A 12947-nucleotide genomic window follows, 5' to 3' on the forward strand; every position below is an offset into this window, starting at 1 on the left:
GTGCCCTAACCTTTCCCGACATGACGGCGGAACCGGTCACCACCTCCCAGCCCTCCTCCCCGGCGCAGGCGCCGCCGACGGTGCGGGCCTCGCTGTCCCCGTCGCGGGCGGCGGATTTCAAGACCTGCCCGCTGCTCTACCGGTTCCGCAGCATCGACCGGCTGCCCGAGCGCACCACCGTCGAGCAGGCCCGGGGCACCCTGGTGCACGCGGTGCTGGAGCGGCTGTTCGACCTGCCCGCGCAGGGCCGCACGCCGGCGGCGGCCGGTGACCTGGTGGCGCCACAGTGGGACCGCATGGTCACCGAGCAGCCCGAGCTGGCCGGGCTCTTCGACGGCGCGGAGCCGGCCGGTCCGGTGGAGTTCCTCCGCTCGGCCGCCGGGCTGTTGGAGGGCTACTTCGCGGTGGAGGATCCGACCCGGCTGGAGCCGGCCGAGCGGGAGAGTCTGATCTCGGCGGTGGTCGACGAGGAGCTGCTGATCCGGGGCTACCTCGACCGGCTGGACGTCGCTCCGGACGGCGCGCTGCGGGTGGTCGACTACAAGACCGGCGGCGCCCCACGGGAGGCGTTCGAGGCGCGGGCGCTGTTCCAGCTGAAGTTCTACGCGCTGGTGCTGTGGCGCACCCGGGGGGTGGTGCCCAGGGTGCTGCGGCTGCTCTACCTTCGCGACGCCGAGGTGTTGGATTACACGCCGGACGCCGACGAGCTGATCCGCTTCGAGCGCACGGTGGTGGCGCTGTGGCGGGCGATCGAGCAGGCCACCGCCCGGCAGGATTTCCGGCCCCGGCCGAGCCGGCTCTGCGACTGGTGCAGCCACCAGGCGCTGTGCCCCAGCTTCGGCGGCACCCCGCCGCCTTTCCCGGTCGCGGCGGCGAACGCCGATCCGCTGCGCGACTCCCGGTCCGCTCCGGTGACCCCGGGCGCCGACGAGTGACGCGGCGCGCACGCCCGGCGGGGTGAGGCGGGTCGGGCCCCGACGGCCCTGACCGCTCACGCCCGGCTCCGGGGGCGTGCTCCACGCCGATGCCGCGGACCCGACCGAAGCAGTCCCCCGCCGATCGGGACAGGACGACGGGCCGGCCTCTACGGTGGTCCGCGACGCACCGGCCGGGTGCGCGAGGATGACCGGTGCGGCAGCACGGCGTCGGCGCGGGACGGGAGACGAGATGACCGATCGGGTGGCCTCGGCGCGGCCGGTGCGGATCCTGCTCGCCGACGACCAACCGCTGCTGCGCACCGGGTTCCGGATGGTGCTGGGCGCCGAGGGCGACCTGGACGTGGTGGCGGAGGCCGGTGACGGCCTGGAGGCGGTGGAGCTGTCCCGCCGGCTGCTGCCCGACGTCGTCCTGATGGACATCCGGATGCCCCGGATGGACGGGGTGGCCGCGACGCGGGCGATCGTCGAGGCGCGGCTGCCGGTGCGGGTGCTGGTGTTGACCACCTTCGACCTGGACGAGTACGTGGTGGGTGCGTTACGGGCCGGTGCCAGCGGATTCCTCGCCAAGGACGTTCCGGCCGAAGAGTTGATCACTGCGATCCGCACGGTGGCGGGCGGCGACGCGGTGGTGGCGCCCCGGATCCTGCGGCGACTGCTGGACCGTTTCGCCGCGTTGCTGCCCGACCCGGCGGCGACGCCGTCGGCGGCGCTCAACGCACTCACCGATCGGGAACGGGAGGTGCTGGTGCAGGTCGCCAGAGGGCTGTCCAACGCTGAGATCGCGGCGGTGCTGTCGGTCAGCGAGACCACCATCAAGACCCACGTCGGGCACGTACTGACCAAGCTACGTCTGCGCGACCGGGTGCAGGCGGTGGTGCTGGCGTACGAGTCGGGGCTGGTCCGCCCTCGGGCGTAGCCTCCGCCGGCCCGGATACCTCACCCGGCGTACTCGAAGATCCCTCCGTGGGGGGACGGCCGCCGTTGCCGTCGTCACCTACCGTGACCGGAGATGCCTCGGTTCGGTTGACCCTCCTGTGGCGTCAGGTGGAAGTGTCGGTGCTGCCGCCCGCCGCTGAGGGGAAAAACGGTCGACCGGCCGTCGGGTCAGGGGCAACCCTGATCCGACATGGGGGTGCACCCGCAGCAGGAAATCCGCGCAGGGTCACCCCAGAGGCGGACGGGGCGGGCGTACGCAGCACCGATGATTGAACAGTCGCGCCGGACCATCGGGGGGCGGCGTGCATTTTCGGACAGACGGAAGAGGTAGATGACGTGACCGCGACGGTAGGCCAGCAGGCGCAGGCCGCGGCCCGGGCGAACGATGTGTGGAAGGTGTACGGCAGCGGCGAGGCTCAGGTCATCGCGCTGCGGGGGGTCAGCGCCGAGTTCGAACGTGGCCGCTTCACCGCGATCATGGGCCCGTCGGGTTCCGGCAAGTCGACGCTGATGCACTGCCTGGCCGGCCTGGACTCGGTGACCCGGGGGACGGTGGCGATTGGTGAGACGACGGTCACCGGGCTGGGTGACGCGGGGCTGACGAAGCTGCGCCGCGACAAGGTGGGCTTCATCTTCCAGCAGTTCAACCTGCTGCCCACGCTGACCGCCAAGGAGAACATCCTGCTGCCGCTGTCGATCGCCGGCCGCAAGCCGGACCCGGCCTGGTACGACACGGTGATCAACACGGTCGGCCTGCGGGACCGGCTGGACCACCGGCCGGCGCAGCTCTCCGGCGGGCAGCAGCAGCGGGTGGCGTGCGCCCGGGCGCTGGTGTCCCGCCCCGAGGTGATCTTCGCGGACGAGCCGACCGGCAACCTGGACTCGCGCTCGGGTGCGGAGGTGCTGAGCTTCCTGCGCAACTCCGTGCGCGAGCACGGCCAGACGATCGTGATGGTCACCCACGACCCGACCGCCGCCGCGTACGCCGACCGGGTGGTCTTCCTCGCCGACGGTGAGATCGTCTCGGAGCTGATCGAGCCGACCGCCGAGACGGTGCTGGACACCATGAAGAAGCTGGACACCCCGGCCGAGGTGGGCAACTGATGTTCCGCGCGACGCTGAAGAGTCTGCTGGCCCGCAAGGTCCGGCTGATCCTGTCCGGGCTGGCGGTGGTGCTCGGTGTGATGTTCGTCTCCGGCGCGTTCGTGCTCACCGACACGCTGGGCCGCTCCTTCGACTCGGTCTTCGCCGACGGGTTCTCCGAGATCGACGTGAACGTCGCGGCGAAGCCGAAGGTGGAGCTCAACGAGTTGGAGGGCGAGCAGAGCGCCGCCCCGTTGCCCGCCGCCGTGGTGGACCGGGTCAAGCAGGTGCCGGGGGTGGCCTCGGCGACGGGCATCGTCAACGCCGACGGCGCTCGGGTGATCGGCAGCAACGGCAAGGTCGTCACGTCGTTCGGCCCGCCGCAGTTGGGCGAGAACTGGACCGGCGAGAGCGACCTGCTGCAACTGCGCGAGGGGCGCGCGCCGCAGGCCGAGGACGAGATCGTCATCAACAAGTCGTTGGCCACGACCGCGAAGGTGCAGGTCGGCCAGAAGGTCGGCGTGCTCACCGCGTTCGAGTCGAAGAAGCGGGACTTCACCCTGGTCGGCATCGCCGGTTACAGCGGTGACCGGGACTCGATCGGCGGGGTCAACGAGGTCTTCTTCACCACCCCGGTGGCGCAGCGGCTGATGCTGGGCGAGCCGGACACGTTCAGCAGCATCACCGTCCGCACCGCCCCCGGCGTCTCCGACGAGGCGCTGCGCGACGACGTGGCCCGCACCCTGGGCCCGGACTACGAGGTGAAGACCGGCGAGCAGGTGGCCGCGGACGCCTCGGCCAGCCTGAAGGAGGGCCTGTCCTTCTTCAACAAGATCCTGCTCGGCTTCGCCGCGGTGGCGCTGCTGGTGGGCACCTTCCTGATCCTCAACACCTTCTCGATCATCGTCGCGCAGCGGACCCGGGAGTTGGCGCTGATGCGCGCCATCGGGGCCAGCGGCCGGCAGATCATCGGGTCGGTGGTGCTGGAGGCGATCGCGGTGGGGCTGATCGCCTCGGTGCTCGGCCTGGCGGCCGGCATCGGGGTGGGCGCACTGCTGGCGTTCCTGTTCGGCAAGCTGGCCGGTGGGCTCACTCTCGCCGGGATCGGTGTGCCGGCGGCGGCGGTGATCGGCTCGTTCGCCGTCGGTCTGGTCATCACGGTGGTGGCGGCGCTGCTGCCGGCGCTGCGGGCGTCCCGGATCCCGCCGATCGCGGCGATGCAGGACGTGGCCACCCCGGACCGGCCATTGACCAAGGTCACCGTGGCCGGGTCGCTGGTCACCGGCATCGGCGCGGTGCTGCTCTTCCTCGGGCTCAGCGGCAACGCGGGCGGCCAGACGCTGTCCACCATCCTCGGTGGCGTGCTGTTCGCCTTCATCGGGGTGGCGCTGCTGACCCCGCTGATCAGCCGGCCGGTGGTGAGCCTGCTCGGTGCGATCTTCTCCTGGTCGGTGCCGGGCAAGCTGGGCCGGCTCAACTCCGGGCGCAACCCGCGCCGCACCGCGATCACCGCTGCCGCGCTGATGGTCGGCATCGCGCTGGTCACCGGCGTCACGGTGATCCTCGACTCGGCCAAGGGCAGCATCAGCGCGCTCGCCCAGGACACCATCAAGGCCGAGTTGGTGATCTCCGGCCAGCAGGGTGGGCCGCGTCCACCGAGCTTCGACCCGGGTGTGCTGGACCGGGCCAAGGCCCTGCCCGGTGTGCAGATGGTCGACGGTGAGTACGGCGACATGGCGAGGGTCAACGGCGAGGGCACCTGGGTCGCGGCGAGCAGCGACGTCGCGTCCCTGCGGCAGATCTTCGGCGCGAAGGCCACCGCCGGTGACATCGACCGGCTCGGGCCGACGCAGATGCTGGTCAGCTCGGACACTGCCACGTCCCGTGGCTGGTCGGTGGGGTCGACGGTGAACGTACAGCTGACCCGGGGTGAGGCACGCACGTACACGGTCAGCGGCATCTACGAGTCGTCGCAGCTGACCAACCCGGTGACGTTGCCGGTGACGGCGGCGAAGGACTTCGCCATCCCGCAGCCCATCCAGGGCTTCATCCAACTGGCCCCCGGCACCCGGGTGGCCGACGTGCAGTCGCAGGTGGAGACGCTGCTCGCGGACAGCCCCGAGGTGTCGGTGGCCGACCGGGACGCGTTCATCAAGCAGCAGACCAGCCAGCTCGACGGGCTGCTCACGATGATTCAGATCCTGCTGGCGCTGGCCATCGTGATCGCCGTGCTCGGCATCATCAACACCCTGGCGCTGTCGGTGCTGGAGCGGACCCGCGAGTTGGGTCTGCTGCGGGCCATCGGCCTGCGCCGGTCGCAGACCATGGGCATGATCACCGTGGAGGCGGTGGTGATCTCGGTGTTCGGCGCGCTGCTCGGCGTGGTGGTCGGCAGTGGCCTCGGCGCCGCGGTGGTCGAGGCGCTCAAGGACGAGGGCATCACCGACCTGATCCTGCCCTGGGGGCAGATGGGTGTCTTCCTCGGTCTCGCCGCGATCATCGGGGTGGTGGCCGCGGTGCTCCCGGCCATCCGGGCGGCCCGGATCAACGTTCTGGGCGCGATCGCCCACGACTGATCGGCACCACCGAGGCCCCCGGTCGCCATGCGCGCGATCGGGGGCCTCGGCCGTCCGACCTGACCCATTCGTCCTCGGCCGCCAGCGCGCGACTGCCAGGCTGGTGGTGCCGGCAGGGCGCCGGCCCGCCCGCGACTCAGGCGGCGGAGAGCCGGGGCCGGTGACATGACCGATCAGGACGCGTACCAGCGGGCACTCGACAACGCCGAGCGGCTGCTCGGTCAGCCATTGGTGCTGCCGCTCGGCAAGGGTGAGCCGTCGGTGGGGCACGATTTCCGCCGTCTCGCCACCGTGCAGACCTTCGGCGAGGCATGGCCCCGGGAGGGCCTGGATCTGCACAGCCGTTGCCTGGTGTCGGTGGCGATCGCCGCCGCCCTCGGCACCCACGAGCCGCTGCGCGGCCAACTGCGCATCGCGTTGAACTCGGGGGTGACCAAGGAGGAGATCGTCGAACTGTTCATCCACCTGGCCGCGTACGCGGGGGCCGCGCGGGCGTTCGACAGTTACCAGGTGGTCGGGGCGGTCTTCGCCGAGCGCCCCTGACCCGCGCCGAGCGCGTCAGCCGGTCGCCACGCCCGGTCGGCCAGCAGCGCCGCGAGCACCTCCAGGTCCACGCCGGTCAGGCTCTCCATCTGGTGTACGCCGACAGTGCTCGGAAGCGCCACCTCGGCCGGTACGGCCAGCACCGCCGCGCCGGAGGCGAGCGCGCTGGCCACCCCGGTCGGCGAGTCCTCGATCGCCACGCAACGCTCGATCGGCACGCCCAGCAGCCGGGCCGCGGTCAGGTAGGGCTCGGGGTGCGGCTTGGCCGCGACCACCTCGTCGCCGGCGACGACCACGTCGAAGTTGTCCCGGCCCAGAGTGTCCAAAGCAATCTCGACCAGCGCCCGAGGGCTGGAGGTCACCAGCGCGGTGGGGATCGCCGCCGCACGGACCGCGCGCAGCAACTCGGACGCGCCGGGCCGCCAGCGCAGACCACTACCGAACAGCTCCAGGATCCGCGCGTTGATCCACGCCGCGCTGATCTCCGGATCCCGTTCAGGCTGACCCAGGTCGTCGTGCAGGATACGCATCGACTCGGCCATGGCGGTGCCGATGATCGACCGACGGGCGTCGGCGGAGAGCTCCCCGCCGTACTCCCGGGCGAGTTCCTGCAGCGCGACGTCCCACAACTTCTCGCTGTCGACCAGCGTGCCGTCCATGTCGAAGAGCACGGCGGCGGGGTAGGTGCTGCTCAGCGGATCCTCCAGGCTCGTGGCTGACACCGGCGATCCTGCCAGCACCACCCGTACCCGGTGGCGGCAACGGGCGCCGGAGTGACCCGGGCAACCCACTCAGCCCAGGTCGCACGCCGCAAGGGAACGCTCGTAGCCCCGGAAGAACATGTCGGTGCGCTGCTCGGCGGTGCCGTGCGCGCCTTCGGCGAACCACGGCTGGTCCGGGTCGTCGCCGACCGCCGCGACCCCCTCCCGGAACTCGTCCAGGTCGCCCTCGGCCAGGGTCAGGGCGCCGGAACGCACGGAGTCGCCGAGGTACGCCCCGGCCATGCAGTCGGCCTGCAGCTCCTGCTGGATGGTGAAGCTGTAGTTGATGCCGAGCCGCACCTGGATGCCGTGGGCGTACTCGTGGCCGAGCAGGTAGAACACGAACGCGTCACCGACCTGGCGGAACGCCGCCACCGACCAGGCGACGTCGTACGCGATGAAGTCGCCCTGCGAGCAGTAGACCGCGTTGTTGCGGGGCAACGGCTGGCCGCCGCAGGACACCTCGCCGGACCGCTGGTACGGGGTGATCCGCCGGATCGGTTGGAACGGCTGCCCGGACTCCTTGAACTGGGCCGCCCAGTACCGCTCGGCGACCGCCTGCGCGTCGGCGACGTCCTGCTCGAACTCGGCGACGCTGGTGGTGCTGTCGGCCCGGGTGGTGCTCGGCCCCGGCGAGGCGGCCGACGGGTTCGACCCCGGGCGTTCCTCCTCCGGCTCGGCCAACCCGCCACCGGCGCAGGCGAGCGACACCAGCGCCGCGATCAGCAGACCGGCCAACGGACCCCGGGCATCGCGCCCTGATCGTGCCCCCACGGTGCCTCCCCTGGCGTCGGTGCTGCGCTACGCAGTACCCCGACGATACGGTCGCCACGCCCACCACCTCATTCACGTGCGTGAGCGCCCGATGGTTCACGGATCAACTCGGTTCACGGCGCCGGTGCGGAGCGGCCACAATGGGCCCGGGCGGGTGTCGCCGTCCGGGGAGGAGGGCTGCGATGCACGTGCTGGGTAGCCGTCGGCGTAGCCAACCGGCCCCGCCGCACATCGTGTGGCGCTCGCTGCGCGACCCGTACGCGGCCGGCAGCCGACCCTGGCTGGAGCTGCGCGACGACGAGGTGCCGCCCCGGGTGGTGGCGGGCTACGCGCCGGTGCTGCTGATCTGGTCGTCGCTGTGGCCGCACCGGCCGCTCGACCGGATCCGCTTCGACCTGGCCCGCCAACCGTCCGGCTCGGACTGCGCCCTGCGCTGGACGCTCACCACCGACGGGGAGTTGCCGAGCGAGAGCACCCTGGGCTACCTGCGACACCGCCTCAACTACCTGATCAACGACCGGCTCCGGCTCTCCTACGGGCAGTGACCCGTCAGCCGCTGCCGTCGCGCCCGCGCTGCCACGTGTCGGCCTGGTCGCCGTGCCGCTGGGCCTCGTACGTCTGCTGCCGGGCGCGCGCGTCCCGGCCGGCGGCATCGTCGTCGGCGGAGCTCAACCGCCCCCGGTCCCGCCACGCCACCACCCCGAACGCCCCACCCGCCACCGCGACGAAGACCCCCACCACCACCCACACGGTCGTCATCCCGCCACGCTAACCACCCCCCACCACACACCCCGCCGACGCTCCGTCCCCGCCCCCGGCCCGCCCCGGCCCCGGCCCCGGCCCTGTTGATCATGAAGTTAGTGCTGGCTGGCGCGGCGTGTCGTGACAACAACTTCATGATCAACAGGGGTGTCGGGTTCGGGGGAACTAGCGTGTCCGGGTGGGCGGGTTGGCTTCGACGTCTCTGGTGAGGCGGTGCCGTCGTGGCGCCGGGACAGGAGGAGAGCCACGTGAAGTACATGATCCTGCTCTACGGCTCGCAGCAGGACTACGACGTGCTGTCCGGTCGGGCGACCGACCGGCCGGCCATGTCGGCCGAGCAGATCGCGGCGATGCACAAGCACATGGAGACGTTCCACCAGGCGCTGGCCGAGTCCGGTGAGCTGGTCGACGCCCGGGGCTTGAGCGAGCCGGTGCACGCCCGCCGGGTGCGGGTGAGCGAGGGCGCGCCCGTGGTCACCGACGGCCCGTACCCGGAGACGCAGGAGGTCCTCGCGGGTTACACGATCGTGGAGTGTGCCAGCTTCGACCGGGCCACCGAGATCGCCGCCGGCCTGGTCGACCCGGACGCGCCCGGCGGGTACGTGGACGTGCGGCCGGTACTGGACGGCGTCAAGGACCTGGCCGGCTGACCGGTGCCGGAGACACCCGTCGAGGACCTGTTGCGCGAACTGGCGCCACAGGTCCTCGGCGCGCTGGTCCGCCGCTACGGGCACTTCGACACCGCTGAGGACGCGGTGCAGGAGGCGCTGATCGCCGCGGCGGGCGACTGGCCGCGCGACGGCGTACCGGACAATCCCCGGGGCTGGCTCATCACGGTCGCGTCCCGCCGGTTGACCGACCTGCTGCGGCGCGAGCAGGCCCGGATGCGGCGGGAGGACACCGTGGCGCGGTGGGTGTTGCCCGAGCAGTGGCACGCGCCCGCCGCCGACCGTCCACCGGCGGACGCCGACGACACCCTCATCCTGCTGTTCCTGTGCTGCCACCCGGCGCTGTCGCCGGCCTCGCAGATCGCGCTCACGCTGCGCGCGGTGGGCGGGTTGAGCACCGCTGAGGTGGCGCGGGCGTTCCTGGTGCCGGAGGCCACGATGACCCGGCGGATCAGCCGGGGCAAGCAACGCATCCGCGACAGCGGGCTGCGGTTCGCGCCACCCACCGGCGCGGAGCGCGCGGACCGGCTCGCCGCCGTGCTGCACGTGCTCTACCTGATCTTCACCGAGGGGTACGCGCGAACCGCCGGCCCCGGGTTGGTGCGCGCCGACCTGACCGCCGAGGCGATCCGGTTGGCCCGCCTGGTGCACCGGCTGCTGCCCGAGGATCCCGAGGTCACCGGGTTGCTCGCGTTGATGCTGCTCACCGACGCCCGCGCGCCCGCACGGATCGGCCCGCACGGCGAGTTGGTGCCGATGGCGGAGCAGGACCGCAGCCGGTGGCGGGCCGACCAGATCGCCGAAGGCGTCGATCTGATCACCGGAGCGCTACCGCGCGGGGTCGTCGGGCCGTACCAGGTGCAGGCGGCCGTCGCGGCCGTGCACGACGAGGCTCCCAGCGCCGAGGCCACCGACTGGGCACAGATCACCGCGCTGTACGAGGTGCTGCTGGGCATCTCCGACAACCCGGTCGTGGCGCTCAACCACGCGGTGGCGGTGGCGATGAGCCGCGGCCCGTCGGCCGGGTTGGCGCTGCTCGCCGACCTGACCGACGACCCCCGACTGGCCGACGACCCCCGACTGCCGGCGGCCCGCGCCCACCTGTGGGAGTTGGTCGGTGAGCGGGCCGCGGCGCGGGAGGCGTACCGGATGGCGGCGTCACGGTCGACGAACCTGGCGCAGCAGCGCTACCTGAACGCCCGCGCGGACCGCGTCGCGGGCGACCCGCCGGCCGCCGACTGAGCCGGCGGCCGCGGGTCAGGGGCTGGCGGCCAGGAAGATGAAGGCGGCCAGCAGCACCAGGTGTACGCCGCCCTGCAGCACGTTGGCCCGGCCCGGCACAACGGTCAGCACGGCGGTCACCGCGGTGAGCGCGAGCAGTACGAGTTGGGTGCCGCCGAGGCCGAGCAGGAGTGGGCCGTCCAGCCAGATCGAGGCGATCGCGATGGCCGGGATGGTCAGGCCGATGCTGGCCATCGCGGAGCCGAGCGCGAGGTTCAGGCTGATCTGCACGCGGTCGCGGCGGGCGGCGCGGGCGGCTGCCAGGGTCTCCGGCAGCAGCACCAGCAAGGCGATGATCACACCGACGAACGCGTGCGGCAGGTTCGCCGCCGCGACCCCGGCCTCGATGGTCGGAGAGATGGTCTTGGCGTCGCCCACCACCGCGACCAGCGCCACCAGCAGCAGGCCCAGGCTGACCAGCGCCGCGCGGGTCGTGGGCGGCTTGGCGTGCTCCTCCGCGTCGATGACCCGGCCCCGGCTGTCGACCGGCAGGAAGTAGTCGCGGTGCCGGCCGGTCTGCACAAGCACGAACAGCCCGTACAGGGCCAGCGACGCGACGGCGGCGAAGGTGAGCTGGGCCGGGCTGAACTCCGGGCCAGGACGGGCCGTGGTGAAGCTCGGGAGGACCAGGCTCAGGGTGGCCAGGGTGATCACGGTGGCCAGCGCCCCGCCGGTGCCCTCCGGGTTGAACACGGCGACCCGTCGGCGCAGGGCACCGAGCAGCAGGGACAGGCCGAGGATGCCGTTGCAGGTGATCATGACGGCGGCGAAGACCGTGTCCCGGGCGAGCGACTGCGTCTTCTCCGGTCCGCTGATCATCAGCGTGACGATGAGGGCGACCTCGATCACGGTGACCGCGATGGCGAGAACGAGCGAGCCGTACGGCTCCCCCACCCGATGGGCGACCACCTCCGCGTGGTGCACGGCCGCGAGCACCGCGCCACCCAGCAGCAGCGCGACCACCACGATGACGGGCCCGGGCAGGTTCCGTCCCCAGGTGCCGATCAGCACCAGGACGGCGAGCACGGGTACGGCAAACGTCCAGTCGGTCACGCGGGAGCGAAGGAGGGTGGCCATGACATACAGCGTGCCAGGTCAAGTGATCATGCGCCCACCATCGATGCGGCGACACCCAAACCCGTAACTTGTAGGTTACGCTTTCCGGGTGGATGAGGTGGCCACCGCGATCGCGGACCCGGTACGACGGCACATCCTGACCATGCTGCGCGACGAACCGCTGGCCGCTGGCGACATCGCCCAGCGGTTCGCGATCAGCCGACCCGCGATCAGCCGCCACCTGCGGGTGCTGCGGGAGAGCGGGTTGGTCCGCGACGAACTGGTCGGCCGACAGCGGATCTACCGCCTCGATCCCGGCCCGCTCGCCCCGCTGGTCGACTGGCTCACCGGCCTCGTCGCCACCGACCGGTGGGACCGGCACCTCGACGCGTTGGAGACCGAGGTCTATCGCACCCGCCGAGAGCGCCGCAGCCGCGGCCCGGCGGAGCACCGAAGGGAGCACACCGCATGACCCGTACACCCGCCGGACGCCTATTCCGCACCGCCGACGGCCACGACCTCGTCCTCACCCGCACGTTCCGCGCCCCGGCGGCGGACGTCTGGGCCAGCCTGACCGAATCGGAGCGCACGGCCCGCTGGTTCGGCCCCTGGGAGGGCGACGCCGCGCCCGGACGGACCATCCGGGTCCAGATGGCGTACGAGGAGCAGCAGCCCTGGTGTGACGTCCACATCGACGCGTGCGAACCGCAGCGGCGCCTCGCCCTTTCGATGATCGACAGCTACGGCACCTGGCTCCTGGAGCTGGCGCTGACCGAGACCGACGGCACCACCGAATTGCGGTTCGTCCAGCACCTCACCGGCCTGGACGGCGTCGCCGAGACGGGCGCCGGTTGGGAGTACTACCTGGACATGCTCGTCGCCTCCCGGGACGGCTCACCCCGCCCTGACTTCGACGACTACCACCCCGCCATGCAGCCCTACTACCAGGCCCTGGCCGCCGAGGCCGAGACCCTGCGCACCTAGGGGTCGAGCTCCCGCCGCAGCTTCGCGAACTCGGCGGTCAACGCCGGCAGCGGAAAGTGCGCGTTCAGGCCGCTGGGGTTGGGCAGCACCCAGACCCGGGACGGGCCCAGCCGATCCGGCTGTGGGCCCAGCCCGGCCCTGGGCCGGGCGAAGGCGATCCGGTAGGCCGTCACGCCGAGAATGGCCACCCACCGCGGCCGGTACCGCTCGGCCTTCACCGCCAACCCCGTGACCCCGGCCACCAGCTCCGCCGATGTCAGCTCGTCGGCGCGGGCGGTGGCCCGGTTGCTCAGGCTGGTGATGCCCAGGCCCTGCCGCAGCAACTCGTCGCGCTCCCACGGGTACAGCTCCCGGTCGGTGAAGCCGCCACCGTGCAGGGCCGGCCAGAAACGGCTGCCCCTGCGGGCGAAGTGCTCCCCCACGGCGGCGGAGTAGAGACCCGGGTTGAAGCCGCAGAACAACACCCGCAGGCCCGGACCGATCACGTCCACCAGGCCCTGCCCGGCGGCCGCCGCCACCTCCCGCGGGGTCGGCCGCCGCAACGGCCCCGCACGCTCCGCGCCCACCCCACCGATCCTGCCGTAC

At 72.1% G+C, this 12947-nt stretch carries 15 protein-coding genes; 10 read left to right on the top strand and 5 right to left on the bottom strand.

What is annotated here, in order from left to right; translation table 11 throughout:
- Positions 1-20 precede the first annotated feature (20 nt).
- The 5 genes from ACQEUX_RS08565 to ACQEUX_RS08585 all read left to right on the top strand — a co-directional run bounded on the left by ACQEUX_RS08565 (position 21) and on the right by ACQEUX_RS08585 (position 6076).
- Entirely contained in the window at positions 21-935 is a 915-nt protein-coding gene (locus ACQEUX_RS08565; RefSeq protein WP_433043793.1) for a RecB family exonuclease, read from the top strand.
- Between the two features lie 232 nt (positions 936-1167).
- Complete coding sequence (locus ACQEUX_RS08570; protein WP_433043796.1) at positions 1168-1854, top strand: response regulator; 687 nt, start codon at positions 1168-1170, stop codon at positions 1852-1854.
- 356 nt (positions 1855-2210) lie between these two features.
- The gene (locus ACQEUX_RS08575) at positions 2211-2978 is read left to right on the top strand and encodes an ABC transporter ATP-binding protein (protein WP_433043799.1); all 768 of its coding nucleotides are present in this window, start codon (positions 2211-2213) and stop codon (positions 2976-2978) included.
- A complete protein-coding gene (locus ACQEUX_RS08580) occupies positions 2978-5533 on the top strand; it encodes an ABC transporter permease (protein WP_433043802.1) in 2556 nt (851 codons plus the stop codon). The genes ACQEUX_RS08575 and ACQEUX_RS08580 overlap by 1 nt, the downstream gene beginning before the upstream one ends.
- Positions 5534-5698: 165 nt before the next feature.
- Positions 5699-6076 (top strand): carboxymuconolactone decarboxylase family protein, encoded by a 378-nt coding sequence (locus ACQEUX_RS08585; protein WP_433043805.1) that lies wholly within the window; start codon positions 5699-5701, stop codon positions 6074-6076.
- On the opposite strand, the gene ACQEUX_RS08590 is transcribed toward ACQEUX_RS08585, so the two are convergent.
- Both ACQEUX_RS08590 and ACQEUX_RS08595 read right to left on the bottom strand, forming a co-directional pair.
- Positions 6037-6747 (bottom strand): HAD family hydrolase, encoded by a 711-nt coding sequence (locus tag ACQEUX_RS08590; RefSeq protein ID WP_433049678.1) that lies wholly within the window; start codon positions 6745-6747, stop codon positions 6037-6039. The genes ACQEUX_RS08585 and ACQEUX_RS08590 overlap by 40 nt on opposite strands.
- Before the next feature lie 120 nt (positions 6748-6867).
- The gene (locus tag ACQEUX_RS08595; RefSeq protein WP_433043808.1) at positions 6868-7611 is read right to left on the bottom strand and encodes a neutral zinc metallopeptidase; all 744 of its coding nucleotides are present in this window, start codon (positions 7609-7611) and stop codon (positions 6868-6870) included.
- A gap of 182 nt (positions 7612-7793) precedes the next feature.
- On the opposite strand from ACQEUX_RS08595, the gene ACQEUX_RS08600 reads away from it, so the two are divergent.
- Complete coding sequence (locus tag ACQEUX_RS08600; protein ID WP_433043811.1) at positions 7794-8156, top strand: hypothetical protein; 363 nt, start codon at positions 7794-7796, stop codon at positions 8154-8156.
- A gap of 4 nt (positions 8157-8160) precedes the next feature.
- Here the strand turns inward: ACQEUX_RS08600 and ACQEUX_RS08605 are convergent, their stop codons facing one another.
- Positions 8161-8370, bottom strand: coding sequence for a hypothetical protein (locus ACQEUX_RS08605; RefSeq protein ID WP_433043814.1), 210 nt, complete (start codon positions 8368-8370; stop codon positions 8161-8163).
- Between the two features lie 260 nt (positions 8371-8630).
- Here ACQEUX_RS08605 and ACQEUX_RS08610 point away from each other — a divergent pair, with 260 nt between their 5' ends.
- Positions 8631-9023 carry a YciI family protein gene (locus tag ACQEUX_RS08610; RefSeq protein WP_433049681.1) on the top strand — a complete coding sequence of 131 codons (393 nt, stop codon included), beginning with the start codon at positions 8631-8633 and terminating at the stop codon, positions 9021-9023.
- A 3-nt stretch (positions 9024-9026) separates the two neighbouring features.
- Positions 9027-10283: an RNA polymerase sigma factor gene (locus ACQEUX_RS08615; RefSeq protein WP_433043817.1), complete on the top strand. Its 1257-nt coding sequence runs from the start codon at positions 9027-9029 to the stop codon at positions 10281-10283.
- A gap of 15 nt (positions 10284-10298) precedes the next feature.
- On the opposite strand, the gene ACQEUX_RS08620 is transcribed toward ACQEUX_RS08615, so the two are convergent.
- The gene (locus ACQEUX_RS08620; RefSeq protein ID WP_433043820.1) at positions 10299-11399 is read right to left on the bottom strand and encodes a calcium:proton antiporter; all 1101 of its coding nucleotides are present in this window, start codon (positions 11397-11399) and stop codon (positions 10299-10301) included.
- 88 nt (positions 11400-11487) lie between these two features.
- On the opposite strand from ACQEUX_RS08620, the gene ACQEUX_RS08625 reads away from it, so the two are divergent.
- Positions 11488-11850, top strand: a complete 363-nt coding sequence (locus tag ACQEUX_RS08625) for a metalloregulator ArsR/SmtB family transcription factor (RefSeq protein WP_433043823.1) — start codon at positions 11488-11490, stop codon at positions 11848-11850.
- Positions 11847-12362 (top strand): SRPBCC family protein, encoded by a 516-nt coding sequence (locus ACQEUX_RS08630; protein ID WP_433043826.1) that lies wholly within the window; start codon positions 11847-11849, stop codon positions 12360-12362. The genes ACQEUX_RS08625 and ACQEUX_RS08630 overlap by 4 nt, the downstream gene beginning before the upstream one ends.
- Here ACQEUX_RS08630 and mug read toward each other — a convergent pair.
- Entirely contained in the window at positions 12359-12928 is a 570-nt protein-coding gene (gene mug / locus ACQEUX_RS08635) for a G/U mismatch-specific DNA glycosylase (protein ID WP_433043828.1), read from the bottom strand. The genes ACQEUX_RS08630 and mug overlap by 4 nt on opposite strands.
- Between the last annotated feature and the right edge of the window lie 19 nt (positions 12929-12947).

Origin of the sequence: Micromonospora sp. CA-259024, assembly GCF_050936255.1 — a bacterium.
Taxonomy (GTDB): Bacteria; Actinomycetota; Actinomycetes; order Mycobacteriales; family Micromonosporaceae; genus Micromonospora.